General features: G+C 72.2%; 23 protein-coding genes and 1 pseudogene. 15 read left to right on the top strand and 9 right to left on the bottom strand.

The annotated features are described in order from the left end of the window. Positions 1-64: 64 nt before the first annotated feature. Positions 65-1,111 (top strand): 3-deoxy-7-phosphoheptulonate synthase, encoded by a 1,047-nt coding sequence (aroF, locus tag FDA94_RS28360; protein ID WP_137250125.1) that lies wholly within the window; start codon positions 65-67, stop codon positions 1,109-1,111. 11 nt (positions 1,112-1,122) lie between these two features. Next, positions 1,123-2,310: an MFS transporter gene (locus tag FDA94_RS28365; RefSeq protein ID WP_137250126.1), complete on the top strand. Its 1,188-nt coding sequence runs from the start codon at positions 1,123-1,125 to the stop codon at positions 2,308-2,310. Here FDA94_RS28365 and thiI read toward each other — a convergent pair. From thiI to macS, 3 genes are read right to left on the bottom strand one after another with little or no spacing between them, the layout of a single operon-like run. Further along, on the bottom strand, positions 2,299-3,495 hold the full coding sequence (thiI, locus tag FDA94_RS28370) for a tRNA uracil 4-sulfurtransferase ThiI (RefSeq protein WP_137250127.1): 1,197 nt from the start codon (positions 3,493-3,495) through the stop codon (positions 2,299-2,301). The two genes, FDA94_RS28365 and thiI, sit on opposite strands and share 12 nt — an antisense overlap. Before the next feature lie 42 nt (positions 3,496-3,537). After that, positions 3,538-4,188 carry a response regulator gene (locus FDA94_RS28375; RefSeq protein WP_137250128.1) on the bottom strand — a complete coding sequence of 217 codons (651 nt, stop codon included), beginning with the start codon at positions 4,186-4,188 and terminating at the stop codon, positions 3,538-3,540. Next, entirely contained in the window at positions 4,185-5,291 is a 1,107-nt protein-coding gene (gene macS / locus FDA94_RS28380; RefSeq protein WP_137250129.1) for a MacS family sensor histidine kinase, read from the bottom strand. Before macS ends, FDA94_RS28375 begins: the two co-directional genes overlap by 4 nt. Positions 5,292-5,392: 101 nt before the next feature. Between macS and FDA94_RS28385 the strand changes: the two genes are divergently transcribed. Next, the gene (locus FDA94_RS28385; protein ID WP_137250130.1) at positions 5,393-6,229 is read left to right on the top strand and encodes an MHYT domain-containing protein; all 837 of its coding nucleotides are present in this window, start codon (positions 5,393-5,395) and stop codon (positions 6,227-6,229) included. A gap of 235 nt (positions 6,230-6,464) precedes the next feature. On the opposite strand, the gene FDA94_RS28390 is transcribed toward FDA94_RS28385, so the two are convergent. Next, entirely contained in the window at positions 6,465-7,490 is a 1,026-nt protein-coding gene (locus tag FDA94_RS28390; protein ID WP_062342535.1) for a 6-phosphofructokinase, read from the bottom strand. A 107-nt stretch (positions 7,491-7,597) separates the two neighbouring features. Here FDA94_RS28390 and FDA94_RS28395 point away from each other — a divergent pair, with 107 nt between their 5' ends. Then, the gene (locus tag FDA94_RS28395) at positions 7,598-9,052 is read left to right on the top strand and encodes an FGGY family carbohydrate kinase (RefSeq protein ID WP_137250131.1); all 1,455 of its coding nucleotides are present in this window, start codon (positions 7,598-7,600) and stop codon (positions 9,050-9,052) included. Positions 9,053-9,065: 13 nt separating this feature from the next. Here FDA94_RS28395 and FDA94_RS28400 read toward each other — a convergent pair whose 3' ends face one another. Continuing rightward, positions 9,066-10,025 carry a lactonase family protein gene (locus tag FDA94_RS28400; protein ID WP_137250132.1) on the bottom strand — a complete coding sequence of 320 codons (960 nt, stop codon included), beginning with the start codon at positions 10,023-10,025 and terminating at the stop codon, positions 9,066-9,068. Positions 10,026-10,113: 88 nt separating this feature from the next. On the opposite strand from FDA94_RS28400, the gene FDA94_RS28405 reads away from it, so the two are divergent. From FDA94_RS28405 to FDA94_RS28425, 5 genes are read left to right on the top strand one after another with little or no spacing between them, the layout of a single operon-like run. Next, positions 10,114-11,025, top strand: coding sequence for a bifunctional helix-turn-helix transcriptional regulator/GNAT family N-acetyltransferase (locus tag FDA94_RS28405; protein WP_137250133.1), 912 nt, complete (start codon positions 10,114-10,116; stop codon positions 11,023-11,025). Between the two features lie 17 nt (positions 11,026-11,042). Beyond that, positions 11,043-12,107: an LLM class flavin-dependent oxidoreductase gene (locus tag FDA94_RS28410; protein ID WP_137250134.1), complete on the top strand. Its 1,065-nt coding sequence runs from the start codon at positions 11,043-11,045 to the stop codon at positions 12,105-12,107. Then, positions 12,104-12,865 carry an ABC transporter permease gene (locus tag FDA94_RS28415; protein ID WP_137250135.1) on the top strand — a complete coding sequence of 254 codons (762 nt, stop codon included), beginning with the start codon at positions 12,104-12,106 and terminating at the stop codon, positions 12,863-12,865. The genes FDA94_RS28410 and FDA94_RS28415 overlap by 4 nt, the downstream gene beginning before the upstream one ends. A gap of 11 nt (positions 12,866-12,876) precedes the next feature. Further along, positions 12,877-13,869 (top strand): taurine ABC transporter substrate-binding protein, encoded by a 993-nt coding sequence (locus FDA94_RS28420; protein WP_137250136.1) that lies wholly within the window; start codon positions 12,877-12,879, stop codon positions 13,867-13,869. Then, the gene (locus FDA94_RS28425; protein WP_137250137.1) at positions 13,856-14,608 is read left to right on the top strand and encodes an ABC transporter ATP-binding protein; all 753 of its coding nucleotides are present in this window, start codon (positions 13,856-13,858) and stop codon (positions 14,606-14,608) included. The genes FDA94_RS28420 and FDA94_RS28425 overlap by 14 nt, the downstream gene beginning before the upstream one ends. A gap of 15 nt (positions 14,609-14,623) precedes the next feature. Here FDA94_RS28425 and FDA94_RS28430 read toward each other — a convergent pair whose 3' ends face one another. Beyond that, positions 14,624-15,604 (bottom strand): alkaline phosphatase PhoX, encoded by a 981-nt coding sequence (locus tag FDA94_RS28430; protein WP_137250138.1) that lies wholly within the window; start codon positions 15,602-15,604, stop codon positions 14,624-14,626. A 151-nt stretch (positions 15,605-15,755) separates the two neighbouring features. Between FDA94_RS28430 and FDA94_RS28435 the strand changes: the two genes are divergently transcribed. After that, positions 15,756-18,581 (top strand): KAP family P-loop NTPase fold protein, encoded by a 2,826-nt coding sequence (locus FDA94_RS28435; RefSeq protein WP_137250139.1) that lies wholly within the window; start codon positions 15,756-15,758, stop codon positions 18,579-18,581. 138 nt (positions 18,582-18,719) lie between these two features. On the opposite strand, the gene FDA94_RS28440 is transcribed toward FDA94_RS28435, so the two are convergent. Further along, the gene (locus FDA94_RS28440) at positions 18,720-19,187 is read right to left on the bottom strand and encodes a Dps family protein (protein ID WP_137250140.1); all 468 of its coding nucleotides are present in this window, start codon (positions 19,185-19,187) and stop codon (positions 18,720-18,722) included. Positions 19,188-19,295: 108 nt separating this feature from the next. Here FDA94_RS28440 and FDA94_RS28445 point away from each other — a divergent pair, with 108 nt between their 5' ends. Together FDA94_RS28445 and FDA94_RS28450 are read left to right on the top strand one after the other, a co-directional pair. After that, positions 19,296-19,928, top strand: coding sequence for a helix-turn-helix domain-containing protein (locus FDA94_RS28445; RefSeq protein WP_137250141.1), 633 nt, complete (start codon positions 19,296-19,298; stop codon positions 19,926-19,928). Next, the gene (locus FDA94_RS28450; RefSeq protein ID WP_137250142.1) at positions 19,925-22,291 is read left to right on the top strand and encodes a VIT domain-containing protein; all 2,367 of its coding nucleotides are present in this window, start codon (positions 19,925-19,927) and stop codon (positions 22,289-22,291) included. The genes FDA94_RS28445 and FDA94_RS28450 overlap by 4 nt, the downstream gene beginning before the upstream one ends. Positions 22,292-22,342: 51 nt before the next feature. Here the strand turns inward: FDA94_RS28450 and FDA94_RS28455 are convergent, their stop codons facing one another. Further along, positions 22,343-23,050, bottom strand: coding sequence for a lysophospholipid acyltransferase family protein (locus tag FDA94_RS28455; RefSeq protein WP_137250143.1), 708 nt, complete (start codon positions 23,048-23,050; stop codon positions 22,343-22,345). Between the two features lie 123 nt (positions 23,051-23,173). On the opposite strand from FDA94_RS28455, the gene FDA94_RS28460 reads away from it, so the two are divergent. Next, complete coding sequence (locus tag FDA94_RS28460; RefSeq protein ID WP_137250144.1) at positions 23,174-23,938, top strand: alpha/beta hydrolase; 765 nt, start codon at positions 23,174-23,176, stop codon at positions 23,936-23,938. A 12-nt stretch (positions 23,939-23,950) separates the two neighbouring features. Continuing rightward, on the top strand, positions 23,951-24,409 hold the full coding sequence (locus FDA94_RS28465; protein WP_137250145.1) for a hypothetical protein: 459 nt from the start codon (positions 23,951-23,953) through the stop codon (positions 24,407-24,409). Here the strand turns inward: FDA94_RS28465 and FDA94_RS28470 are convergent. Then, on the bottom strand, positions 24,406-25,542 hold the full coding sequence (locus tag FDA94_RS28470) for a hypothetical protein (RefSeq protein WP_137250146.1): 1,137 nt from the start codon (positions 25,540-25,542) through the stop codon (positions 24,406-24,408). The two genes, FDA94_RS28465 and FDA94_RS28470, sit on opposite strands and share 4 nt — an antisense overlap. 471 nt (positions 25,543-26,013) lie before the next feature. Between FDA94_RS28470 and FDA94_RS28475 the strand changes: the two are divergent. Further along, positions 26,014-26,418: pseudogene (locus tag FDA94_RS28475) on the top strand (hypothetical protein); the annotation flags it as partial.

Here is a 26,418-nt window from a genome sequence, read left to right on the forward strand (position 1 = left end):
AGGCGGTCGAAAAGCCCCGGGTCCGATAGAGGACCCGGGGCTTTTCGCATGTTAAGGAGAAATCATGGTCATCGTCATGGCCCCCGAGGCCACCCAGGAAGACATCACCGAAGTCGTCGCGCTGGTCGCGTCGGCCGGTGGTGAGGCGTTCGTGTCCCGCGGCGTGAGCCGCACGATCATCGGGCTGATAGGCGACGTAGAGCAGTTCGCCAGCCTCAACCTGCGCGGTCAGCGCGGCGTCGCCGACGTGATGCGCGTGTCCACCCCCTTCAAGCTCGTGAGCCGCGACAACCATCCCGTCCGGTCGACGGTGAGAGTGGGCGGGGTGCCGATCGGGCCCGACACGGTCACCCTCATCGCGGGGCCGTGCGCGGTCGAGACGCCGCAGCAGACCCTTGAGGCCGCCCAGATGGCCAAGGCCGCCGGGGCCACCCTGCTGCGCGGCGGCGCGTTCAAGCCGCGCACCTCGCCGTACGCCTTCCAGGGCCTCGGGGAGCAGGGGCTGCGCATCCTGGCGGACGTCCGGGAGAAGACCGGGCTGCCGATCGTGACCGAGGTGGTCGACGCCCACGACGTGCCGCTCGTGGCGTCGTACGCGGACATGCTGCAGGTCGGCACCCGCAACACGCAGAACTTCGCGCTCCTGCAGGCGGTCGGCGCGGCCGGGAAGCCGGTCATGCTGAAGCGCGGCATGAGCGGGACGATCGAGGAGTGGCTGATGTCGGCCGAGTACATCGCCCAGCGCGGCAACCTCGACATCGTGCTCTGCGAGCGCGGCATCCGCACCTTCGAGACGGCCACCCGCAACACCCTCGACGTGTCGGCGGTGCCGGTGGCGCAGCGGCTCTCCCACCTGCCGGTGATCATCGACCCGTCCCACTCGGGCGGGCGGCGTGACCTGGTGCTGCCGCTCACCCGGGCGGCCGTCGCGGTGGGCGCCGACGGTGTGATCATCGACGTCCACCCGCACCCCGAGCAGGCGCTCTGCGACGGCCCGCAGGCCCTGGTCGACGGCGACCTGGAGGAGCTCGCGAGGATCATGCGCGACTTCCCGCCGCTGCTCGGGCGCACCCAGGCCGCGAACCTGGCCGGGGAGTCCGTGGCGGTGTAACCTGCGCCCCCGTGGCGTTTTCGGGGGATCTTCAGAAGAACAAGAACTTTGTCTCACTGCTTGGTGTTCAGACGTTGTCCGTGCTGGGCGACGCGTTCTCGACCGTGGCGGTGCCGCTGCTGGCCCTGCACGCGACCGGGTCCGTCGCCCAGATGGGCGTCCTCACCGCGCTGACGGGCGTCGCCTCCGTCGTGACTGGCACCTTCGCCGGGGGCATCGTCGACCGGTTCGACCGGCGGCGCGTGCTGGTCGTGTGCGACGTCGGCCGCTTCCTCCTGTACGGCCTGATCCCGGTCCTGTGGTGGCTGTCCCCCGTGGTCTGGCCCATGTACGTGATCGTCCCGCTGGCGGCCTCGCTCGGGATGGTCTTCTCGGTGGCCTACGTGACCGTGCTGCCGTCGATCGTGGAGGCCGGCGACATCACCCGCGCCAACGGCGTCCTCTACGGCACCTTCGCCGTCGCCGGGGTGGCCGGGCCCGCGCTGGCCGGCGTCGTCTCCGGGGCGTTCGGGCCCGCCGCGGCGATCGGGCTGGATTCGGTCACCTTCCTGGTCTCCGCCTTCGGGCTGCGGTTCATCAGGCTGCGGCCGTACACGAAGGAAGAGACCGGCGGTCGTCTGGCCGGCGCGCGGTTCCTGCTCGGGAACCCGGTGCTGCGCACCATGACCATCCTGCTGACGGCACTCATCTTCCTCACCGCGGGCCTCGACGACCTGGTCGTCTTCCACCTGAAGGACGACCTGGCGCAGCCCGACGCGGTGGTCGGCTACGTGCTCGGCGCGGGCGCGATCGGCACGATCGCCGGATCTCTGGCCGTGGCCCGGGTGCGCAGGAGGCTCGGGTTCGGCCCGACGTGGCTGTGGTCGACCGCGCTGGCCGGGCTGGCGGCGGCCCTGATCGCCCTCGCGCCGGGCGTGGCCGGGATCGGCGCGCTGATGGCGGTGTTCAGCCTGGCGATCTCGGTCGGGGCGATCTGCTCGATGTCGCTGCGGCAGGAGATCACCCCGGCCCACCTGCTCGGCCGGGTGACGGCGGCGTTCTGGACCATCCACTTCGCGTTGGGGCCGGTCGGGGCGACCCTGGCGACGTTCGCGGCGGCCGGGCAGGGGGTGTCGGCCGTGGTGGCCGTCATGGGGACCGGCCTGCTGCTGGTCGTGGCGGGCGGGCTGGTCAGCCCGCTGAGGCGGTCAGGCCTCTAGCTTGTAGGCCTGGATCGAGTCGGCCAGCTGCACCGCGAGCTCCTCGGCGTCGAGCCGCTTCTCGATCAGCTTCAGGTCTTCGATCTTGGCGGCCAGTTCGGGCTGGCGGGAGGCCAGGATCGTGCAGCAGTCTTCGTCGGGCAGCTCGGAGATGGCCAGCGTGCCGATGCGGCGGGCCTCGGCGATGACCTCCATCTTGTCGAGCCCGATCAGGGGCCGCAGGATCGGCAGGTCGGTCGCGCTGTCTTGGGCCGCGATGTTGGCCATCGTCTGCGACGACACCTGGCCGAGCGAGTCGCCGGTGATCAGGGCGGTCGCCTTGTGGCGGTGGGCGACCTCCTCGGCGGTCTTCAGCATCAGGCGGCGCTGGGCGATCATCGCCAGGCGGTCGCTGCCCGAGGTGCGGATCGACTGCTGGGCCTTGCCGAACGGCACCACCCACAGCCGCGAGCGGCCCTGGAAGGCGTCGAGGCGGCGGACCAGCGCGTAGGCCTTGTAGATCGACTCGGTCGTGGTGAACGGGATGCCCGAGAAGTGCAGGAAGTCGACCCGCAGGCCGCGGCGCATCATGCGGTAGGCGGCCACCGGGGAGTCGATGCCGCCCGACAGCAGCGCCAGGCCCCGGCCGCTGGTGCCGACCGGGAGGCCGCCCTGGCCGGGGCGGTTGTCGACGTAGACGAAGACCTCGTCGCGGTCGACCTCGATGGACACGGTGAGCTCGGGGTTCTTCAGGCTGACCGGCAGGCCGTAGGTGTCGTTGATCTCGCTGCCGACGTGCCGGTCGAGCTCGGCCGAGGTCATCGGGAAGCGCTTGTCGCGGCGGCGGGAGCGGACCGCGAAGCTGGCCTTGCGGGCCACTTCGGGGGTCTCCCTGACCAGTTCGAGCGCGGCCTTGGTGACGACCGAGGGGTCTTTGGCGACCCGCCAGGCCAGGTGGACCAGGACGATGCCGGGCACCTCGCTGACCCGCTTGGCGACCGCCTCGGCGACCTCGACGCCGGTGCCGTCGGGCAGGAACAGGGCGATCACGCCGTGGCGCTGGCGCAGGTCGATCTCGAAGCCCGACAGGGCGTACTTGATGTTCGCGCGCAGCCGGACCTCGAACTGCTCCCGGTTCTTTCCTTTCAGGACGATCTCGCCCAGTTTGAGCAGCACACAGGGCTCACCCAGAGCGGTCATGGTCATGGCGGTGGTCCTTCGGGAAAGACTGGCGGGAACCTTTTAACTCTAGTCGAGGTCGGCCAGACCTTTTTCGATCGCGTAGCGGACCAGCTCGACGCGGTTGTGCAGCTGGAGCTTGCTCAGGGTGTTCTGCACGTGGTTCTGGACCGTCCGGTGCGACAGCACGAGCCGTTCGGCGATCTGCTTGTACGACAATCCCTTCGCCACCAGCCGCAGCACCTCGGTCTCGCGGTCGGTCAGCCGGGGGCCCTCCTCGGCGGCCTTCGGCTGGGCCGCCAGGCGGCGGTACTCCCCCAGCACGAGCCCGGCCAGGCCCGGCGTGAAGACGGCGTCGCCCTGGGCCGTGCGGGCCACGGCCTCCAGGAAGTCGGCCTGGCTCGCCGACTTCACCAGGTAACCCGACGCGCCCGCCTTCACCGCCTCCAGGACGTCGTCGTGCTCGGCGCTGGCCGACAGCACCAGCACCTTGGGCGGCTGCTCCGAGGCGCCGAGGCCCCGGGCCACCTCGACCCCGCGCAGGTCGGGCAGCTGGAGGTCGAGCACCACCACGTCGGGCCGGACGGCCGCCGCCACTCGCAGCGCCTGGCGGCCCTCGCCGCAGGTCGCCACGATCTCGTAGCCGGCCTCGGCGAGGTCGCGGGCCACGCCCTCCCGCCACATCGGGTGGTCGTCGACGACCATGACGCGCACGCTCATGGCGCCACGATAACCATCTCGATCTCGGTGCCATCAGGGGAGGAGGCAATCGTGACCCGGCCGCCCAGGGCGGCCACCCGGCCCTTGATCGACTGCGAGACGCCCAGGCGGCCCAGCCGCTCGGCCTCCTCCAGACGGCCCTCGGGGATGCCTGGGCCGTCGTCGCGGACGGTCACCGTCACGGCGCCGTCCTCGGCCTCGACGAGGATCCACACGCGGGTCCCGTCGGGGCAGTGCCGGCGCACGTTGTCGAGCGCGTTGCCGACGGCGGCCGACAGCTCCTCGACCGTGCGGGCGGGCAGCTCGACGGGGGTCGCGGGGGTGGCGACGGTGACCGTGGCCGAGGCGTGGCGGCGCAGGGAGTCGCTGAGGTCGGCCGACTCGGCCGTGGCGGGACGGGGCGCGGTGCGGACCAGCTCGCGCAGTACCGCCTCCTGCTCGCCCGCCAGGCGGCCCAGCTCGGCCGCCTCGCCGCCGATCTCGGCGCCCCGGCGCTGGACCAGCGCCAGGACCTGGAGGACCGAGTCGTGGATGCCGCGGGCCAGGCGCTCGCGTTCGCGTCCGGCCGCCTCGATCTCGACCGCGCGCTGCATGCGGGCCTCGGCCTGCTTGGCCAGGCGGGCGACGTGGCCGATCACGACGCCGGCCAGGAACAGCAGCACCGCCCCGTTGACCGGGACGGTGTTCAGGTCGAGCACGCCGACGCCGCGGAGCCACACGTCCAGCACGGCGATGACCGCGGCCGCGGCGGCGCCGGCGCGGCGGCCCGAGTAGACCGCCCAGGCGACCACCGGGGCGGCCACCCAGGTCGCGGTGATCGGCATGGCGCCGCGCGGTCCGTCGAATCCCTGGACCCAGATCGACGACAGCAGGCAGGCGGCGGTCACGGCCAGGTCGGCGACCAGCAGCGGCCAGCCGCGCAGGCGCTCGCGGGAGTAGGCGTAGGTGGCGAGTGCCGTCCAGGCGGTCATGAGGGCGAGCACCGACCAGGCGGGGCCCGGATTGCCGTAACTGTCGGCCTCGATCACCAGGACGGCGGCGTAGCCGAGCGAGCAGAACCGGTAGACGGCGATCGCCCGCCAGAAGGGCGTCTCGATGGTCATCACACGACTACATAACGAACGTCACATGAACTCCCGAAAGGGACAAATAGTGCGTATGGAGCGGTGCAATAATTTTGCCGCAACCACAACGAGGAGCACGCATGTCCCATATCAGTCACTTCTCGCACGGAGCGTTGACTCCTCTCCTCGCCTACCTGATGTCCGTCGTCGGCTCACTGCTCGGCCTCATCCTCACGTCCCGGGCCCGGTCGGCACAGGGGGCCTCGCGCTACCGCTGGCTGGGCGGGGGCGCGCTGGCCATCGGCGGCACCGGCATCTGGGTGATGCACTTCATCGCCATGATGGGCTTCGACGTGGACAGCGAGATCCGCTTCAACGTCGGGCTGACCGCCGTCTCGGCGGTGGTGGCGGTCGCCGTCGTCTACGGAGGACTCCACGTCGTCTCACGGGGCGACGGACTCCCCCGGCTGCTCGCGGGCGGCCTGCTGGCCGGCACCGGCGTCGGCGCCATGCACTACCTCGGCATGTTCGCGATGAGCATGTCGGGCACCCTGGTCTACGACCCGCTGATGGTGGCCCTGTCGGTGCTGATAGCGATCGTCGCGGCCACCGTCGCCCTCTGGTTCACCCTGAAGGTCGAGGGCCCCCTGGCCACCACCGGTGCGGCCCTCATGATGGGCGTGGCCGTCACGGGCATGCACTACACCGGCATGTACGCCCTCAGCGTCGCCCCCGGCGACAACGTCCCCCAGGGCGCCAGCGCCATGGACTTCCTGCTGCCGCTGATCGCGGGCATCAGCCTGATCACCGTGGGCCTGCTGCTCGCCATCCTGCTCTCGCCCTCGGCGCGCGAGATGCGCGAGGACTCCGAACTGCTGGAGCGCCTGCAGCACCGCAGGACCACCCCGGCGACGCCGCCGCAGCCCGCGCCACAGCACAGGCCCGACGGCGACGACCTGTTCACGCCGCGCAGGTAACCCGCGCGGCGCATCAGGACCTCTTGATACGGCTGGCCGTCGGCCGGCCGTATCTCGTTCTTTCAGGCAGATTCCCCGGCGCGAGCCACGGCCGGCCTTCGGCCGTCCGCGTCTCGGCCAATCAGGCAGATTCCCCGGCGCGAGCCACGGCCGGCCTTCGGCCGTCCGCGTCGCGGCCAATCAGGCAGATTCCCCGGCGCGAGCCACGGCCGGCCTTCGGCCGTCCGCGTCTCGCTTAGCCGAAGAAGACCTCGGCCTCGGCGTAGCGGTGGACGGGCACGGTCTTGAGCTCGGCCGTCGCGGCGTCGAGGCCGTTGCGCACGATCTCGGTGCCCTGGAGGCCGACCATCTTGCCGAAGTCGCCCTCGTGGACGGCGTCGATCGCGGCGAGGCCGAAGCGGGTGGCCAGCACACGGTCGTAGGCCGTCGGGGTGCCGCCGCGCTGGATGTGGCCGAGGACCGTGGTGCGGGCCTCCTTGCCGGTGCGCTTCTCGATCTCCTGGGCGAGGCGGTCGCCGATGCCGCCGAGGCGGACGTGGCCGAACGCGTCGAGCTCGCCGGCCTGCAGCTCCATCTGGCCGTCAATCGGGTGGGCGCCCTCGGCGACCACGATGATCGGGGCGTAGCGGGTCTTGAAGCGCGACTCGACGTACTCGCAGACCTTGTCGATGTCGAACGGCTTCTCGGGGATGAGGATGACGTTGGCCCCGGCGGCCATGCCGGCGTGCAGCGCGATCCAGCCCGCGTGGCGGCCCATGACCTCGCAGATCAGGGCGCGGTGGTGCGACTCGGCGGTGGTGTGGAGGCGGTCGATGGCCTCCATCGCGATGTTCACCGCGGTGTCGAACCCGAAGGTGTAGTCGGTCGCGTTGAGGTCGTTGTCGATCGTCTTCGGCACGCCCACGACGTTCACGCCACGGTCGAAGAGCTGCTTGGCGACGCCAAGGGTGTCCTCACCGCCGATGGCGACGAGGGCGTCGACGCCCTGCGCGGCAAGGTTCTCCTTGATGCGCTCGACGCCGCCCTCGATCTTGATCGGGTTGGTGCGCGAGGAGCCAAGGATGGTGCCACCGCGCGGCAGGATGCCGCGCACGGACTGAACGTCGAGGGGCATCGTGTCGCCCTCGAGCGGGCCGCGCCAGCCGTCGCGGAACCCCACGAACTCGTGACCGTAGACCGTGACGCCCTTGCGGACCACGGCCCGGATCACGGCGTTCAGACCGGGGCAGTCGCCGCCGCCGGTGAGCACTCCAATACGCATGTCGGGTTCCTCCATATGAGATAGCGCGGCCAGACTGTGTCTGGACGCCGACGGTGGCATTCTGCCGTGACGGCGCAACAATGGTCTAGACCAAAAAGTGAGGCGCCGTGGCGGTTTTGGCGATAGACGCTGGTACGACCGGTGTGACCGCACTCGTGGTGGGTGAGGACGGCCACATCGACTCGCGCGGATACCAGGAGTTCGAGCAGCGGTTCCCGGAACCCGGCTGGGTCGAGCACGCGCCCGACGACATCTGGCGCGCGACGCTGGCAGCCTGCCGCACCGCTCTGGCGAGGGCAAGCACCACTGTGCGGTGCGTCGGCCTGACCAACCAGCGCGAGACGGCGGTGCTGTGGAACGCCGCCACCCTCGACGCGCCGCGTCATGCCATTGTCTGGCAGGACCGCAGGTCCTCCGGCATCTGCGCCCGTCTTCGTGACGAAGGTCACGAGGCCCGTGTGACCGAACTCACCGGCCTGCGGCTCGATCCCTACTTCACCGGCACCAAGCTGACCTGGCTGGCCGAGCACGACCCGGAGGCCTGGGCGGCGAAGGACCTGGCGATCGGCACGGTCGACAGCTACCTGGTGGCCCGGCTGACCGGCGGCGCCCGCCACGTGACCGACCCGTCGAACGCCTCCCGCACTCTTCTCTACGACATCCACGCGGGCGCCTGGTCGCCCGAGTTGTGCGACCTGTTCGGGGTGCCGATCGACGCGCTGCCCGAGGTGGTGCCCAACTACGGCGAGCTCGCCCGCACCGATCCCGACCACTTCCTCGGCCTCGACCTGCCGATCTCCGGCATGGCCGGCGACCAGCAGGCGGCCCTGTTCGGCCAGACCTGCTTCGAGGTCGGCGACGTCAAGTGCACCTACGGAACCGGCTCGTTCGTCCTGGTCAACACGGGCCACGAGGCGGTGGGCTCCGACGCGGGGCTGCTGACCACGGTCGCCTGGCAGGAGCCCTCCGGCGAGCTGACCTACGCCCTGGAGGGCGCGATCTTCGTGACCGGCGCGGCGGTCCAGTGGCTGCGCGACGGGCTGGGCCTCATCGGGACGGCGGCCGAGTCGGAGGAGCTGGCCCGCTCGGTGCCCGACGCGGGCGGCGTGGTGTTCGTGCCCGCCCTGACCGGCCTGGGGGCGCCGCACTGGGATCCGGACGCCCGGGGCACGATCACCGGCCTCACTCGGGGCACGACCAAGGCCCATCTGGCCCGCGCCACGCTCGACGCCATCGCCTACGAGGTGCGCGACATCGTGGCCACCATGTCCGAGGAGGTGACCGTGCTCAAGGCCGACGGCGGCGGCAGCTCCAACGACCTGCTCATGCAGGTCCAGGCCGACCAGCTCGGCATCCCGGTCGAGCGCCCGGTCGTCCAGGAGACCACCGCGCTCGGCGCGGCGTTCCTGGCCGGCCTGGGCGCCGGGGTGTGGTCGACGCGCGAGGAGCTCAAGCACACCTGGCAGCTCGACAAGCGGTTCGAGCCCGGCCCCCGCGACGAGCGCGCCTACGACGACTGGCTGCGCGCGGTGAGCCGGGCGCGGGGCTGGGCCGCACGCTGACGGCGGCGCGTCCTCAGAGGAGCACGCAGGTCGGGGTCGGCACGGCCAGCACGTGGCCGGTCGGCTCCGGCACGCCGCCCGCCAGCCGGAAGTGGACGACGCCGCCCGAGCGCTGGTTGGCGACATAGAGATCGTCGCCCTCGATCGCGAAGTGGCGGGGCCAGTCGCCGCCGCAGTCGACCTCGGCGACCATCTTGAACGTCTCGGGGTCGAACACGCTGATCGTGTTGGGGCCCCGGTTGGCGACGTAGAGCCGGTCGCGGTGGAGCTGGATGTGGGACGGGTAGTTGGCGCTGTCGCGCCCGCTCGCCGCGAACTGCCCGATCGGGTGCCATTTCGGGTCGAAGGCGTGGACCTGGCCGTCGAGCTCTCCGGTGACGAACCAGCCGGTCCGCGCGCTCACCAGGTGGCGCGGGCCGGTGCCGGGGGTGAGCACGAGGGGTTCGAGCTCGGTGACCTCGGCCCGCACCCGCCACTGGCGGATCTGGTCGGCGCCCAGGTCGGTGACATAGAGGACGCCCGCCTCGAAGGTGGCCTGGTGGGCGTGGGGGCCGCGCTGGCGGTCGGAGTCGGGGCCCGAGCCGAAGCCGGGGAAGAGCAGCGGCGGGCCGGTGAACAGGCCCTCGTCGTCGAGCGCGTGCAGGGCCACCATGCCGTCGCCGTAGTTGGCCACGGCCAGCCACCGGTCGGCGACGGCCACGTGGCACGGGGAGTCGCCGCCGCTCGACCGGGTCGCCAGGCGCTCGGGGCCGTCGGGGCCGTCGGCGCCGAAGGCGGTGATCGTGCCGGGGTCGGCCTCGCCGACGGCGTAGAGGATCGGGAGCGTCGGGTGGGCGGCGAGGAACGAAGGGCCTGAGGCGGCGGCCGTGCCGACCTCGGTGAGGGCGCCCGTCTCGGCGCGGGCGGCGACGGTGACGCCGGCCCCCGCCCCTCCGGTGTCGGACGTGTAACCCCCGATGTAGACCGTGCTCACGTCGCTCCTTCGAGAAGGCTGGCGGGTTACGAACCCTAGCGTATCGGGCTTATCGTTGCCTCAGTCAACGATTCACTTGAGGAGAGCAATGGACCCGATCGCGGAGGTCCGCGCGTTCAACCGCTTCTACACCGAGGTCATCGGCGTGCTCGGTCCCGGTATGCACGACTCGCCCTATTCACTGACCGAGGCCAGGGTCCTGTACGAACTGGGCCAGGCCCCGGGCCCCCTGGAGACCGGGGAGATCCGGCGGGCGCTCGGCCTCGACGCGGGCTACCTCAGCCGCCTGCTGACCCGGCTGGAGACCGACGGGCTGGTGACCCGGGAACGGGCCGGCCACGACGCCCGCCGCCAGGTCGTGTCGCTCACGGGGGCCGGGCGCAGGACGTACACGGACCTGGACGAGAAGTCGGCGGCCCAGGTCGCCGGGCTGCTCGACGGGGCCGACCAGGCGCGCCTGCTGGGCAGCATGGCCGCGATCAGGGAGATCCTCGGCGGCGGGCCCAAGAGCGGCGCCGTGGTCATCCGGCCGCCCCGGCCCGGCGACCTCGGCTGGGTGGTGCAGCGGCACGCGGCGATCTACGCGCGCGAGCAGGGCTGGGGGCCCGACTTCGAGGCGCTGGTGGCGCGGATCTGCGCCGACTTCCTCGACGAGCGCGACGACCCCGGGCAGGCCGGGTGGATCGCCGAGATCGACGGCCGCCCGGCGGGGTGCGTGTTCTGCGTCCGCAAGGACGACGAGACGGCGCAGCTGCGGCTCCTGCTCGTCGAGCCCTGGGCGCGCGGGCGCGGGGTGGGCGCCCGGCTGGTCGAGGAGTGCCTGCGGTTCGCCGCCGACGCCGGATACACGCGGATCCGGCTGTGGACGCGCGACGTGCTGACCGCCGCCCGGCGGATCTACCGGAAGGCCGGATTCGAGGTCACCGGCACCGAGCGGGGCGAGGATTTCACGGACGAGATCTGGGAGCGGGACATTCCCCGCTTTACTGATGGGAATTAGCGGAATATGCTCCCGCCATGCGGTTCCACTGGTTCCTCCCGACCTCGGGCGACGGCCACTACGTCCGCCCGGCGACCACCACGGTGGCGGCCGGCGCGGCGCCGGTCCGGCACCCCACGCTCCGATACCTCACCCAGGTCGCCCAGGCGTCCGAGTCGGCCGGCTTCGAGGCCGTGCTCACCCCGGTCGGTCTGGGCTGCCCCGACCCGCTCGTCACCTGCGCGGCCGTGGCGGCCACCACCGACCGGATCGGCCTGCTGGTCGCCTTCCGGCCCGGTTTCACCCTGCCGACCCTGCTCGCCCAGCAGGCCGAGGCGTTCCAGGAGATCAGCGGCGGGCGGCTGCGCCTCAACGTCGTCACCGGCGGCGACCCCGCCGAGCAGCGCGCCTACGGCGACTTCCTGAACCACGACGAGCGCTACGCGCGGACCGCCGAATACCTCCACGTGCTGCGCCGGACCTGGGAGGGCCAGCCCTTCTCCTTCACCGGCGAGCACTACCGGGTCGAGAACGCGGGCCTGGCCCGGCCGCTGGCGAACCTGCCGGAGATCTACTTCGGCGGCGCCTCCCCGGCGGCCGAGAAGGTCGCGGCCGAGCACGCCGACGTCTACCTGATGTGGGGCGAGCCCCCGGCGATGATCGCCGAGCGCCTGGAGCGCATGCGCAAGCTCACCGCCGAGACCGGCCGCACCCTGCGCTACGGCATCCGCCTCCACGTCATCGCCCGCGACACCGCCGACGAGGCATGGGCGTACGCCCGGCACCTGCTGTCGGGCATGGACCCCGAACGGATCGCCGCCGCCCAGGCCCGCTTCGCCCGCATGGACTCCGTCGGCCAGGCCCGCATGGCCGGGCTGCACGGCGGCAGCGCCGACGACCTGGAGATCTCCCCCGGCCTGTGGGCGGGGGTCGGCCTGGTCCGCGAGGGCGCCGGAACCGCTCTCGTCGGGTCGTACGCCGAGGTCGCCCGGCTGATCCGCGAGTACGCCGCCCTCGGTCTCGACGAGTTCATCCTGTCGGGCTGGCCGCACCTGGAGGAGTCGATCCGGGCCGGCGAGTTCCTGCTGCCGCTGCTCAAATGAACCTCGCCCTGCGCCTCGGGGCCGTCCTCTTCCTGCTCGCGGTCTGGCAGGTCGTGGCGTGGCTGAAGATCTGGCCGCCGGTGTTCGTGCCGGAGCCGGTCGCGGTCTGGGACCAGCTGCTGCGCACCTCCACCGAGGGCTATAGCGGCCACACTCTGGCCGGGCACCTGCTGGCCAGCCTGCGCCGGATCGTCCTCGGCTGCCTCTACGGCATCGGCGGCGGCATCGTGCTCGGGCTGCTCATCGGGGTCGTGCCGGTGCTGCGGACGCTGCTCAACCCGCTGGTCACGTTCGTGCGCACGCTGCCGCCGCTGGCCTACCTGAGCCTGCTCGTCATCTGGTTCGGCATCGGCGAGGAGCCCAAGGTGTGGCTGCTGCTGCTCGCCGCGCTGCCGCCCGTGGCCGTGGCCACCGCCGACGCCGTCAGGGGCGTCCACGACGACTACCTGAACGCCGCCCGCTCGCTGGGCGCCCGCCCCTGGGAGATCCCCTACCGGGTGGTGCTGCCCAGCGCCCTGCCCGAGATCGTGACCGGGGTGCGGGTGGCGGTCGGAGTGGCGTACACGACCGTCGTGGCCGCCGAGACCGTCAACGGCGTGCCCGGCATCGGCGGCATGGTCCGCGACGCCCAGCGCTACAACCAGACCGACGTCGTCGTGCTGGGGATCATCGTCATCGGCCTGTCCGGCCTGCTCATCGACTACCTGCTGCAAACGCTCGACCGACGGCTCGTGCCCTGGCGCGGCCGTCACATCTGAAGGAGCCCCCTGTGAAACGCGTCCTCGCGGCGCTGTTGGTGCTGGTCACCGCGGCCGCCTGCTCCTCCCCGGCCGAAGCGCCGGGAGAGAAGAAGACGGTCCTGCGTATCGGCTACCAGCTCATCCCCAACGGCGACCTGATCGTCAAAGACCAGAAGTGGCTGGAGCAGGCGCTCCCCGGCACCGAGATCACCTGGAGCAAGTTCGACTCCGGAGGTGACGTGAACACGGCCATGATCGCGGGGGCGATCGACATCGGCCTGGCCGGCAGCTCGCCGGTGACCCGGGGCCTGTCGGCGCCGCTCAACATCCCCTACCGCGTGCCGTGGATCTTCGACGTGATCGGCGACAACGAGGCCCTGGTCGCCAAGAAGGAGATCACCTCGGTCGCCGGCCTGGCCGGGAAGACGATCGCGACCCCGTTCGCCTCGACCGCCCACTACAGCCTCCTGGCGGTCCTGCAGGAGGCCGGCGTGACCGACGCCAAGGTCATCGACCTCCAGCCGCCGGACATCCAGGCCGCGTGGGTCCGCGGCGACATCGACGCCGCCTACGTCTGGACGCCGGTCCTGGCCGAACTGGAGAAGGACGGCGCCGTCCTGGCCTCCAGCCGCGAGCTGGCCGGCAAGGGCAAGCTCACCGCCGACCTGGCGGTGGTCCGCAACGAGTTCGCCGACCAGCACCCCGAGATCCTCCAGGAGTGGCTCAAGCAACAGGACCGGGCGGTCAAGCTGACCCGCACCGACGCGGCGGCAGCGGCGGCGGCCATCGGCCGCCAGCTCAACCTCGACCCGGCCGAGGCCGGCCGCCAGCTGGGCCAGCTCGTCCTCCTCGACGCCGCCGAGCAGCGCTCCCCCGACTACCTCGGGACGGCGGAGGCGCCCGGCAAGCTCGCGGAGAACCTGCGCAGCGCGGCGGAGTTCCTGGTGGGCCAGAAGCAGCTCGACGCGGTCCCGGAACTGACGGTCTTCCAGAAGGGCCTGCTGCCCCATGCCCTCCCCTGACCCCGGGGACGACGAGACCCCGGCTCACTCGCCGGCGATCGAGCTCCGGGCGGTGACGCGGGTCTACCGCGACCGCCCGGCGCTCGGGCCGATCGACCTGGCCATCCCCGCCGGGGAGTTCCTGACCGTGGTCGGCCCCTCCGGCTGCGGCAAGAGCACGCTGCTGAGCCTGGTGGCGGGGTTCGCCCCGCCCACGGCGGGGACCGTGCTGGCCGACGGGGCGCCGGTGCGCGGCCCCGGGCCCTCCCGGGGCGTGGTCTTCCAGCAGCCGAGGCTGTTCCCCTGGCTCTCGGTGTCCGGGAACATCGCCTTCGGCCTGCGGCGGCTGCCCAAGGCGGCCAGGAAGGAGCGGGTCGCCGAGCTGCTGGCCATGACCGGGCTGGAGAACGCGGCCCGGCTGAAGCCCTACGAGCTGTCGGGCGGCATGCGGCAGCGGGCGGCCATCGCGCGGGCGCTCGCGCCCCGGCCCAAGGTCCTGCTGATGGACGAGCCCTTCGGCGCGCTCGACGCCTTCACCCGCGAACGCATGCAGGAGGAGATCCGCGACCTGTGGCGGAGCACCGGGGTGACGGTCCTGTTCATCACCCACGACGTCACCGAGGCGAGCACGCTGGGCACCCGGGTCATCGCCCTGGCGGGGCCGCCCGGCCGCATCTCCCTCGACGCGCGGGTGAGCGAGGGCCTGCGCGAGAAGGTCGAGGCCGCCATCAGGGACGCCGCCTCGGCGCGCGCGGCGTGAGGACGTACCGGGAGATCAGCTCTTGAAGGGCCCGGTCACCTCGTAGGTGATGCCGCCCTCGCGGGAGGAGAAGTAGAGGCGCTCGCCGTCGGGCGAAAAGGCCAGGCCGGTGATCGACTTCTCGGGGCCGTCGACGCGCAAAAGCGGGGTGACCGCGCCGTCGTCGCCGATGATGTTGATCTCGCCGTCGCGGGTGACGAACAGGTCGCCCGCACCGGCCAGCAGCCTCGGGTCGGCCCCGTAGAGGACCGAGAGCTCGCCCGCCGACGGGTCGTACGACCACACCCGGTCGTCGCCCGTCGAGAAGTAGCAGAAGCCGCCCGACGTCGAGCAGCGCCCGGCCCGCTCGAAGCGCACCGCGCCCTCGACCTGGTCGCGGGTGGGCGCGTCGGTGGCGGCGGGGTTGGGCACCCGCGACCACGTGACCTTCCCGGCGCCGGAGCCGACCATGACCTCCAGGACGCCGGTCGTGAGGTCGCGCCAGTCGTCGGGGCGGAACCGGTAGAGGCACCCCTCGGGGTGGTCTTCGGTCAGGTAGACCACCTGGCCGACCTCGTCGCACACGGCGCTCTCGTGCCGGAACAGGCCCATGGCCAGGCGCGGCATGGCGGCGAAGTGGCCGTAGGGGTCGCATTCGAAGACCCGGCCGCGGCAGGTGTCCTCACACGACAGCCAGGTGTTCCACGACGTCGCGCCCCCGGCGCGGTTGCTGTCGGTGCCCGACAGGATGCGGTAGCCGCTGCGGATCGACCCGTCGGGGCCGAACCGGAGCGCCGACACCCCGCCGAGGAGCGGGATCTCGGAGTTGGAGACGTAGATCCAGCCGTCGCCGTCGGCGAAGCACGCGCCGTCGTCGGGCGCCTGGTGCCACGTGAGGCCCCCGACCCGTTCGCCCGTGCGGCCGACCACGCGGCTGGTGAAACCCTCGGCCAGCTCGATGGCCGGATCACCAGGTGTTCTCATCAGGGCCGCGAACCTCCCCGAACCGGCAGCCATGGAACCTCCCTCACAAATCACGCTACGCGCGGCAGGCGGGGCCAGTCGAACCGAGTGACGTGAACTTACGGGGAATCGGCGCGGGTCCCAGGCCAAAACTTGCCCAAACCACGGGCGGCGGAGAGCTGGACCATTTCTAAAGTGATCGGCCATGCCCCTTCCTCCCGGCGACGTGCTCGCGCCCGCGATCACCTCGCGCCGCGCCCTCGTCTTCCTCGACCAGGATCCACCGGGCCGCCGGCTCGCGAGTGCCCTCAGATCGTCCGGCTATGCCGTCGAGACCTGTCCGTCGGGGCGGCGCGACCACGAGCGGCTCGCCGCGTTCCTCGCCTCGGGGCGCCCCGGCGACCTGCTGCTGGTGCGCTGGCCGTCGACCGCGACCTGGTCGGGGGCCGACTTCGCGACGCTGGTGAAGCGGTTCGGGGCCTCGGTCGGGGAGACCACCGCCTCGGCCGTGCTGATGATCGTCGACTTCGGGTGGATCGGCAGCGCCTCCCCCGACGAGCAGACCGTGAGCGCCCTGCTGACCCCGCCGGGGATCGCCGCCGCCGCGCTGACCACGGGCCTGGCGCTGGGCGCCGAGGTGCGGCCGGGGGCGCCGTCGCTGACCGAGGTGGTCGCCGACGGGCTGCTGACCTTCGACGCCGACCTCGGCGGCGACGGCGTGGTCTCGGTCGCCGACCTGCTGGCCCACGCCCTGGCGGCCTTCGGCGAGCACGCCGAGTTCCTGCCCCACCTGCTGACCTCGCCGGAGGCGCTCGACGTGGCGGTGGCGGTGCGGGGGACCGTGCCGGGCACGCTGCCCACCGTGTTCGAGCGGGCCGCCGCGATGCTGGGCGGGCCCCGGCCGAAGTCGGCCGAGCAGGCGGTCGCCCGGATCTACGACGAGCACCTGTCGGTGGAGGCGCAGCTGCTGCTGCGCCGCGGCAGCCTGCTGTCCGAGGGAGAGCGGCTGACCGGCGAGGTCGCCGAGGTGCTCGGCGGCACCAGGAAGGGCCGCACCGAGCTCGCCGAGTGGGGTCTGCTGGGCGAGCCGTTCAGCCACCCGGCGGTGGCCGTCTTCGGCCGGGCCCGGCTCGACGACGACGAGCGGGCCACCCTGCCGGGCGCGCTGCGCCGCTGGCGGGCCCGCCGCCGGGCCACCCGCCCCCGGGCCCGGCTGACCCCCGACCGGTGGACCGTCGACGACCATCTCGGCCACGGCGTCTACGCCGAGGCCATCGCCGCGTTCATCCGGCACGCCGAGACCCGGCCGCCGCTGACGATCGGGGTCAAGGGCCCGTGGGGCACCGGCAAGACCTCGCTGATGCGGATGATCCAGGAGGAACTCGACCCGGGCGCCCCGGCCGGGAAGGCCCGCGAGCTGCGGCTGCCCCGGAGCCTGCCGGCCCGTCCGCCCGCCAGGCTGATCCGGCTGCTGGCGCGGCTGTGGCCGGGCGACCGGACCTCCGAAGGGGTGACGAACGCCGAGGTCCGCGCCCTGTCGAAGGAGTCCGAGGGCGAACCGGCGCCGGTCGAGGCGGCCTCCGGGAGCTGGCGGCCGACGGTCTGGTTCAACCCGTGGATGTACCAGAACGACGAGCAGGTCTGGGCCGGGCTCGCCCACGAGATCATCACCCAGATCACCGACCGGCTCCCCCGCGCCGAGCGGGAGCGCTTCTGGCTGCGGCTCAACCTGGCCCGCGTCGACCGCGAGGCGGTCCGTCGCCGCGCCTACCATCTGGCGCTCATGCGGCTCGGCCCGGCGGTGCTGGGGCTGGTCCTGACGCTGCTGCTGTCGGGCGCGTCCCTGCTGGCCGCGCCCCTGCTCCCGTTCCTGGACGGGGCGGCCGGCGCGCTCGCCTCGGGCGGCACGGTGGCCGCGGTCTTCGCGGCCGCCGTACGGCTGGCGCGCTTCCTCACCGAATCGGCCGAGTCGGCCTTCGCGTCGCTGGTCCGGGCCCCCGACCCGCTGAGCGGAGACGGGCCGGGCTACGGGGCGCGGACGGGCTTCCTGCATCTCGTCCAGACCGACATGGGCCACGTGCTCGACCTGGTCGCCACCTCGGAGCGCCCCCTGGTGGTCTTCGTGGACGACCTCGACCGGTGCTCCTCGGGCGCGGTCGCCCAGGTGATCGAGGCGATCAACCTGTTCCTGGCCGGGGAGTTCCCCAACTGCGTGTTCGTGCTGGCCATGGAGCCCGAGGTGGTGGCCGCGCACGTCGAGGTCGCCTACCGCGACCTGGCCGAGAGCATGCCGGCCCACCTGCGCGAGGACCTCGGCTGGCGGTTCCTGGAGAAGATCGTGCAGCTCCCGCTGCGGGTGCCGCTGCTCGACGAGGACGCCCGCCTGCCCGAATACGTGCGCGCCCTGATGGACATCCCGGCCCAGCGCCGCGCGCCGGTCGCCGCGCCCGCCCGCCCCTCGGTCGACCTGGCGATGGTGGCCCGCATCGAGCGGCAGATCCGGGGCTCCGGCGCGCGGGTCGACACCCTCGACGAGGCGGCCCGCGCGGCCCAGGACACGGTCGCCGTGGCCGAGGGCGAGACCTCGGCGCTCGGCGGCCTGTGGGCGGAGACCCGCCTGGCCGCCGACCGGGTGTTCGACGACCTCTACAGCGACGAGAACGCCTACCGCGCCATCCGGGGCGCGCTGCCGGTGCTGACGGCCTCGAACCCGCGCGAGCTCAAGCGCTACGTGAACGTCTTCCGGTTCTACTCGTTCGTCACCTACCGCCAGCGGCTGGCCGGGGAACGCGCCGCCTCCGACGCCGAGGTGGCGAAGCTGGCCGCCCTGACGGTCCGCTGGCCGCACCTGCTGTCGCGCCTGTCGGGCGGGACGGTGCTCGGGAACCTGGAGGAGGCCGCCCACGAGGGGGGCCGGTGGGACGAGGCGCTGGCCGGCGCGGGCCTGGAACCGGGCCCGCGATGGGACCCGCTGAGGGTCCTGCTGGCCGCCCCGCCGTCGGTGACCGACCTGGCCAGACGCCTGCTGTGAACGCCCCTGTAGACACACCGATGCCGCGGTCTCGAAAGACCGCGGCATCGGTTCCCGGTGACCCAGGTTGGCGCCGCCGCTCCTGAAAGGATCCAGCCAATCACGTGATCAGGCGCGGCGGCCGTCTCGGTCGGGGGGTCAGCGCTGGGCCTGGATCATCCAGTGCTGCTTCTCCAGCTCGCGGCAGATGCCGATCAGGAGGTCCTGGCTGACCGGGTCGGGCTTCTCGGTCACCTCGATGCGCTCGCGCATGCGGCGCACGATCGACTCAAGGATGTCGGTCATCGCGGCGATGACCTTGCCGTCGTCCAGGTAGCCCGGTTCGAACTGGTGCAGGTGGGTGTGCTCGGCGAGCGTCCGGGCCCGGCCGTCGGGGTTGACGCCCACCGCGACCGCGCGCTCGGCCACACTGTCGGCGCTGTCGCGGGCGAGGCTGACGATCTCGTCCAACTGCAGGTGCAGCGACCGGAACGACCTGCCGATGATGTTCCAGTGGGCCTGCTTGCCCAGCAACGACAGATCCAGCAAGTCGACGAGCGATCCCTGCAACGCCTCAGCCGTGACCTTCTTGTCCTCCGCGCTCAAGAGGCTGGTGATCGAAGCCATGAAAGCGGATCTCCCTCCCAGATAAGTCGGTCTATTCCGCACAACAGCGGACGAATCGCCCATATTCCCCAGTTGACAGTGTCATCATGACAGTGTCACTGTAGAGGCATGGACGAGACCTGGACCATCGCCGAACTGGCCGAGCGCGCCACCGCCGCGCTCGCCGGGCTGGCGCCTGCCAACGGCCGGGTCAGCGACGTGCCGAACGAACGCCTGATCCGCTACTACACGACGATCGGCCTCCTCGACCCGCCGCTCGCCCGCCGCGGCCGGATCGCCCTCTACGGCAGACGGCACCTGCTCCAGCTCGTGGCGGTCAAGCGCCGCCAGGCCGAAGGAGTGTCCAATGCGGCCATCCAGCGCGAACTGCTCGGCGCGACCGACGACCGGCTCGCCGAACTGGCCGCCGGCGGCACGGCCTCCCTGAGCGCGTCCAACGGCTCCGCCCCCGACACCGGCGTGCCGGGGGGCTGTTCGCCGAACCGTCCGCTGTCCGCGCCGGCCGCCGGCGCCGAATCCCGGCCCCGGTTCTGGACCGCCGCGCCCGCCGCCGCACCCGTCGGGGCACCGGCTCGCGCGGCCTTCCCGCCCACCTTCCACGGCGTCGCCCTGACCCCGGAGGCGGCGCTGTTCCTGACCCGCCCGCTCACCGACGACGAACTCGCGGCCGTCGCCCGCGCCGCCCAGCCGTTGATCGACCTCCTGACCGACCTTGGCTTCACCGAAGGGATCCCGTCATGACCGTTCCCATCACGCCGATCAGGCCCGATGAGGTGCTGCCGGTTCCCGACGCGGGGTTCGGCGCCCTGGAGACCGAGAAGGGCAACCTGCCCCTGGAGTCGGTCGACGTCCGGGCCTCGATCTCGGCGCTCACCGCCGGGGTCGAGGTCGTGCAGGGGTTCCGCAACCCGCACGACGTGCCCCTTGAGGCCACCTACGTCTTCCCGCTGCCGCCGCGCGCGGCCGTCACCGCGTTCCGCATGGAGGCCGACGGGCACGTGGTGGAGGGCGTGCTGAAGGAGCGCGGCCAGGCCAGGGCCGACTACACGCAGGCCCTCCGGGAGGGCAGGCGGGCCGCCATCGCCGAGGAGGACCGGCCCGACGTCTTCGCCATCAGGGTCGGCAACATCGTGCCGGGCGAGCGGGTGACCGTCCACCTCGACCTGAGCCAGCCCCTCCCCTACGAGGACGGCGCCGCCGAGTTCCGCTTCCCGCTGGTCGTGGCGCCGCGCTACATCCCGGGCGCCCCCCTCGACGGCGCGGCCGCCGGGGCCGGCGTCGAACCCGACACCGACGCGGTCCCCGACGCCTCCCGCATCACGCCGCCGGTGCTGCTGCCGGGCTTCCCGAGCCCGGTCCGCCTCGGCCTGAGCGCGACCGTCGACCCGGCCGGGCTGGACATCACCGAGATCCAGAGCAGCCTGCACGACGTCGACCGCGAGGGCGACACCCTCACGGTCCGGCCGGGCGAACGGCTCGACCGCGACTTCGTCCTCCGCTTCCGCTACGCCGAGTCGACCTCCCTCACGCTCACCCCAGACGCAGAGGGCGAGGAGGGCACCTTCGCGCTGACCGTCCTGCCGCCCGAGGTCGAGCGGCGGCGCACGCCGCGCGACGTGGTGCTGCTGCTCGACCGGTCGGGGAGCATGTCGGGCTGGAAGATGGTCGCCGCCCGCCGGGCCGCCGCCCGGATCGTCGACACCCTCACCGCCGGCGACCGGTTCGCGGTCATCTCGTTCGACCACGTCGCCGAGCAGCCGTTCCCGGGCCTGGCCGAGGCGACCGACCGCACCCGTTACCGCGCGATCGAGCACCTGGCCCGCCTGGAGGCCCGGGGCGGCACCGAGATGCTCCAGCCGCTGGAGACCGCGCTGGCCCTGCTGGCCGATGACGGCCGCGACCGGGTGCTGGTCATGGTCACCGACGGCCAGGTCGGCAACGAAGACCAGATCATCGAGCGCGTCGGCGCCCGCCTCACCGGCGACGTCCGCGTCCACACGGTCGGCATCGACCAGGCGGTCAACGCCGGTTTCCTGGGCCGCCTGGCGCTGCTCGGCGGCGGCCGGTGCGAGCTCGTCGAGTCGGAGGACCGTCTCGACGCCGCGATGGAGCACATCCACCGCCGCATCGGCGCCCCGCTGGTCACCGACGTGACCCTCCACCCGGAGGGCCTGACCGTCTCCGACGTCACCCACGTCGGCTCGCTGTTCCCCGGCGTCCCGCTCACCGCCCACGGCCGCTACCGCGCGGCCTCGGCACAGGCCTCGATCTCCGTACGCGGCCACGCGGCCGCCCCCTGGTCGCAGACCGTGACCGCACGGGAGACGGCCAACCCGGCCGTCCGGTCGATCTGGGCCCGCGCCGAGCTGCGGCGGCTGGAGGACAGGTACACGATCGGCGAGCACACCCTGGAGAAGCGCATCGTCGAGACGTCGCTGGCGTTCGGGGTGCTGTGCCGGTTCACCGCGTTCGTGGCGGTCGACGCGCGGGTGGTCGGCGACGGCCCGCCCGTCCACGAGGTGATCCAGCCGGTGGAGACCCCGGCGGGCTGGGAGACGGCCTCGTCCGTCCACCTGACCGCCGCCGGCGGCGCGATGCCCATGATGGCGCAGGCCAGCCTCGGGTTCAGCGCCCCGCCCCCGCCGCCCGCCGCGCCCGGCGGTCCCCCGCCGATGCCGGCGCCGATGTCCCCGCCCATGCCGGCGCCGCGCTCGGCACCGGCGCCCAAGCCCGGAAGCCGGCTGCGCCGGGCGTTCGGCGCGGGAGGGGCCGACCGCATGATGCCGCACCCGGGCCGGGAGCAGGCGCCGCAGACCGACCTGAGCGGGATCGTCCCGCTGCTGCAGGGTGAGCTGACCCGGCTGGCCCGGGCGAAGGGGCGGCCCGACGACGAGCGCCGCCGCTACCTGGCCGACCTGGCCAGCCGGCTGCGGGTGGCCGCCCAGATGGTCGGCGGGCACCACGAGCTGACGGCGCTGGCCAGCGAGCTCGAATGGGCCGAACGGGCCGACTTCGACCTGGCCCGCGGCTGGGCCAAGACCGAGGAGCTGCTGACCCGGCTGGCGGGCGGCGCCCCGGAGCCGAAGCCGTTCTGGAAGCGCTGACCACGGTAAAGGGCCCGGACTTCGAGAAGTCCGGGCCCTTTACAAAGTAGATCACGAGCCTTCTTTGGCCGCCTTCGCGGCGCGGACCATTTCGACCTTCGCGCTGGCCGCGTATTTGTCGACGTATTCCTGACCGGAGAGTTCCATGAGGGCGTACATGATCTCGTCGGTGACCGCCCGCAGCACGTGGAAGTCGTTCTCCATCCCGTAGTAACGGGAGAAGTCGAGCGGCTTGCCGTAGCGGACGCCGGGACGGATGCCGAGCTTGGGGATGAGGCGGCCGGGGGGCATCATCTCGAAGGTGTTGACCATCGCCCACGGGATGACCGGCGCCCGCGACTCGAGGGCGAGCCGGGCCACGCCGGTCTTGCCCTTGTAGAGGCGGCCGTCGGGCGAGCGGGTGCCCTCGGGGTAGATGCCCAGGACGTTGTCTTCACCCAGCACCCGCAGGCCGGTGTTGAGCGCGGCCTCGCTGGCCTTGCCGCCCGAACGGTCGATCGGGACGGTGCCGACCCCGGAGAAGAACGCCCGGCTGACCAGGCCCTTCAGGCCGGAACCGGTGAAGTAGTCGGACTTGCCGAGGGAGATGACCTTGCGGGGCAGGAACAGCGCCCCGAAGAAGTGGTCGGCGAACGACAGGTGATTTCCGGCCAGGATGACCGGCCCCTCTTTGGGCACGTTGTCCACCCCTTCCGCCCACGGGCGGAAGACGAAGTGGAGGAAGGGCCAGAGGATGGCCTTGACCACCCAGTAGAACACTCAGGGGCTCCTTCTCTCGGCATTGCCTATGCCATCTGTTCGTGTCATCTTGCCACGCTCACTCCCCTCGCACGACTACGGCTTAACGTGCGACTATCGGGCATATTTCCCACGGGAGGTGCCATGCCGTTGTTGCCGGGCGCGGAGCCCTACCATCACGAGGGCGGACCGGTCGGGGTGCTGCTCTGCCATGGCTTCACGGGGACGCCACAGTCGCTGCGCCCGTGGGGTGAACACCTCGCGGATGCCGGGCTGACGGTCTCACTGCCCCGGTTGCCGGGGCATGGAACCACCTGGCAGGAAATGAACCGCACGCGCTGGGAAGACTGGTACGCCGAAATAGACCGGGCCTTCACGGTGCTGAAGTCCAAGTGCGCGGACGTTTTCGTGATGGGCCTGTCGATGGGCGGCTGCATGGGCCTGCGGCTGGCCGAGGTCCACGGCCCCGCCGTGCGGGGCCTGGTGCTGGTCAACCCGTCGGTCGTGAACGACAACCCGGCGCTCAACTTCGCGCCCGTCCTCAAGTGGGTGCTGCCCTCGGTGGCGGGGGTGGCCAACGACATCAAGAAGGCGGGGGCGACCGAGCTCGCGTACGCGAGGACTCCCGTGAAGGCGGCCGCCACGCTGCCGAAACTGTGGCGGCTCACCCAGTCGCAGCTGTCGGCGATCACCCAGCCGGTGCTCGTCTACAGGTCTCCGGAAGATCATGTGGTCAAAGCGGCCAGCGTGGCGTTCCTGCGCGACAGAATGGGAGACAACCTGGAAATCCGGGAGTGCGTGAACAGCTATCACGTGGCGACGCTCGACAACGACGCCCCGCTCATCTTCTCGGGGAGCCTCGACTTCGTCCGCGCGCACGCCTCGGTACCCTTGACCAAAGACCTGTGACCTGGGATCGATGTGACGCCGCAGAGTGACGAAGACGAGGTCTGGCGTCAAATCGTCGCCTCATTCAACGAGACCGCCGGAGACGATCCGGCCGACCGGCCATGGCCCGACCGGGAGAACGTCCCGGACGGCCAGGAGCCGACGCCCGAACCCGAGGAGTCCGACGAGCCCCGCGACGAGACGCGCGAGGAACCGTCCGGCGACGAGGGCGAAGACCACGACCACGACCACTACATCCCGCCGCCCCCGCCGCCGCTGCCGAAGGCCGACCTGGTGACCCGGGTGGCCTGGACGGCGCTGTTCGGCGGGCCGGCCTACCTGCTGCTGGCCGCGATGCTGAAGCTCCCGATGGACCCGTGGATCGTCTTCACGGCGGTGGCCTCGTTCATCGGCGGCTTCGTGGCCCTGGTGGTCCGCATGGGCGACGGCCCCCCGAACGACTCGGGCTGGGACGACGGCGCCGTGATCTAGCGGACGGGCGAGTCGGCCACCGGGCCGAAGGTCTCGACCAGATCGCTGTAATGGTCGTCGGCGAGCACGTGGCCGACGGCCATCGTCACGTCGTCGGCCCGGACGACCGACTGGAGCCGCACCGACCGGTCGCCGGCGCCGGCGTCGCCGCGCAGCGGCTTCCACTTCTTGTCGGTGTAGCGGAGCAGGAAGGCCTCGCCGGGGCGTTCGGCGTCGTAGCCCGACGCCCAGTAGCCGCCCTTGCCGTCGCCGGTCACGCCGTAGAGTTCGGCCTCGCCGTCGGGCAGGGTCTCGCGCTGCCACTTCTTGCCGTCCCAGCGCAGGATCAGCGGGACGGTGGTGCCGTCTTCGGTGAACACGCCGCCCACGGCGACCGCGCGCCTGGCGCTGGTGATGTAGACGTCGCGCAGGTAGCCGCCCTCGATGCCGGGCAGGCTCACCGGCTTCCAGGCGCCGCCCGCCATCCGCAGGATCAGCGGCTCGTCGCCGTTGTTGCCGACGGCCCAGCCGTCCTTGCCGTGCAGCGCGACGCCGTGCAGGACGCCGTCGGGGCCCTCGTGCACCTTCCACGCGGGCCCGCTCGTCACCACGAGCACCCGCCCGCCGCGGCTGCCGACGATCACCGCCTTGCCGGGTTCGGCCGCCACCGCGCGCAGCCAGTCGCCCGCCCGGACCTGGGGCACCACGACGCGGTCGATGCCGCTGCCGCCGCCCCGCCCGACGTAGGGCACGCCGTCGTGGCCGTCGCCGACCACCCAGACCTCGTTGTCGGAGACCGCGCTGACCGACCGCAGCGGCCCGGCCCCGGTGGCGTCGCCCCGCGTGGGCACCTCGGCCCAGGACGCGCCGTTCCACCGGGTGACGATGCCGCGGTTGCGCCAGACGTCCCAGAGCCCGGTCTGCCCGACGGCCCACACGGCCGTGCCGGACACCCCGCTGACGTCGGCGAGCGCGGCGTCCCGGCCCAGGCGCGCCGACGACGCCTGCCGCACGACCTCTTCGGGAACGGTCGCGGACCAGGCGGAGGCGGTGGACACGTGCGCGAGCGATGGTGCGAGCGGGAGCTGGCCGGCCAGCAGACCGGCGAGGAACACACACAACGGCACCGCACACCGCATCAAGCGGCGGGGCATGAACAAATCGTACGGGGACGCGCGGCCCTCGCGGGCGATAGGACGGAATTCCCCCGGTCAAGACCGCCCCCGAGAGCCCTCATCGGAGCCTAGATCGCCAACCCCAAACCCCAGAGCGGCCCAGGTCCGGGGAAGGACTTCGGCAAATGCGAGACAGCGGGGCGCGGACGCCCCGTCGGCCGCGCCTCCGAATCGGCGCCCACCTGGGGGACGGGTCTCCGCCCGGAATCGTCTCCGCCACCGACGGATTCGCCATTTCGCGCAATGACACGGAGAATACCGCCAAAACCATGACGTAATGCGCATCCGTTCCACGCCAGCCTGGCCCTCTGACCAGCACAAGCACGATGGCCGGGGCCGGCGAAGTAAGACCGCGGATCGGTACCCGGAAACGCCCGGCTATCCGAATCGCCACCCTTTCTCGAATGGGATCGGTCATCACCGGGTTATCCGTGTCACTACCATTTACTCGTGCTTCCTGATAAATATCCGACAAAAGCCGTCTTTCTCGACAACAGCGGCCGCCGCCGCCGGTTGATGACGATGGTGTCGATCGGGTCGGGCGTCCCGCTCGTGGCACTGCTGGCGATCGTGATCGGCGGCCTGGTCTCCGACACGGGTCTCTCGGTGACCGGATGGCCGGGTGATCGGCGGGGCGGGTCGGCCGACCTGGGTTCGCCCAGTCCTTCTCGGGAGGCCCGGCCGGAGCGGCCGACGCCCTCGGCGACCCGCTCGGCGATCCGTCCGGCCGTCAGCACCGCCCGCCCTGTCTCGCCGTCGGCGCGCCCGCGGCCCTCCCTCAGCCCGCAGCCCCCGCACGGCCCGGCGCCGAGCCCGTGGCCCGAGCCGGCTTCGGGCTCCCCCGGCCACCCGGCG

The organism is Herbidospora galbida (assembly GCF_005233835.1).
GTDB lineage: Bacteria > Actinomycetota > Actinomycetes > Streptosporangiales > Streptosporangiaceae > Herbidospora > Herbidospora galbida.

Bases quoted from the DNA above. Each gene is read 5' to 3' on its own strand.
- aroF (WP_137250125.1), top strand. From the start codon at position 65: ATGGTCATCGTCATGGCCCCCGAGGCCACCCAGGAAGACATCACCGAA.
- thiI (WP_137250127.1), bottom strand. From the start codon at position 3,495: ATGACCATGACCGCTCTGGGTGAGCCCTGTGTGCTGCTCAAACTGGGC.
- FDA94_RS28375 (WP_137250128.1), bottom strand. From the start codon at position 4,188: ATGAGCGTGCGCGTCATGGTCGTCGACGACCACCCGATGTGGCGGGAG.
- macS (WP_137250129.1), bottom strand. From the start codon at position 5,291: ATGACCATCGAGACGCCCTTCTGGCGGGCGATCGCCGTCTACCGGTTC.
- FDA94_RS28385 (WP_137250130.1), top strand. From the start codon at position 5,393: ATGTCCCATATCAGTCACTTCTCGCACGGAGCGTTGACTCCTCTCCTC.
- FDA94_RS28390 (WP_062342535.1), bottom strand. From the start codon at position 7,490: ATGCGTATTGGAGTGCTCACCGGCGGCGGCGACTGCCCCGGTCTGAAC.
- FDA94_RS28405 (WP_137250133.1), top strand. From the start codon at position 10,114: ATGGACCCGATCGCGGAGGTCCGCGCGTTCAACCGCTTCTACACCGAG.
- FDA94_RS28410 (WP_137250134.1), top strand. From the start codon at position 11,043: ATGCGGTTCCACTGGTTCCTCCCGACCTCGGGCGACGGCCACTACGTC.
- FDA94_RS28415 (WP_137250135.1), top strand. From the start codon at position 12,104: ATGAACCTCGCCCTGCGCCTCGGGGCCGTCCTCTTCCTGCTCGCGGTC.
- FDA94_RS28425 (WP_137250137.1), top strand. From the start codon at position 13,856: ATGCCCTCCCCTGACCCCGGGGACGACGAGACCCCGGCTCACTCGCCG.
- FDA94_RS28430 (WP_137250138.1), bottom strand. From the start codon at position 15,604: ATGGCTGCCGGTTCGGGGAGGTTCGCGGCCCTGATGAGAACACCTGGT.
- FDA94_RS28435 (WP_137250139.1), top strand. From the start codon at position 15,756: ATGCCCCTTCCTCCCGGCGACGTGCTCGCGCCCGCGATCACCTCGCGC.
- FDA94_RS28440 (WP_137250140.1), bottom strand. From the start codon at position 19,187: ATGGCTTCGATCACCAGCCTCTTGAGCGCGGAGGACAAGAAGGTCACG.
- FDA94_RS28445 (WP_137250141.1), top strand. From the start codon at position 19,296: ATGGACGAGACCTGGACCATCGCCGAACTGGCCGAGCGCGCCACCGCC.
- FDA94_RS28450 (WP_137250142.1), top strand. From the start codon at position 19,925: ATGACCGTTCCCATCACGCCGATCAGGCCCGATGAGGTGCTGCCGGTT.
- FDA94_RS28460 (WP_137250144.1), top strand. From the start codon at position 23,174: ATGCCGTTGTTGCCGGGCGCGGAGCCCTACCATCACGAGGGCGGACCG.
- FDA94_RS28470 (WP_137250146.1), bottom strand. From the start codon at position 25,542: ATGCCCCGCCGCTTGATGCGGTGTGCGGTGCCGTTGTGTGTGTTCCTC.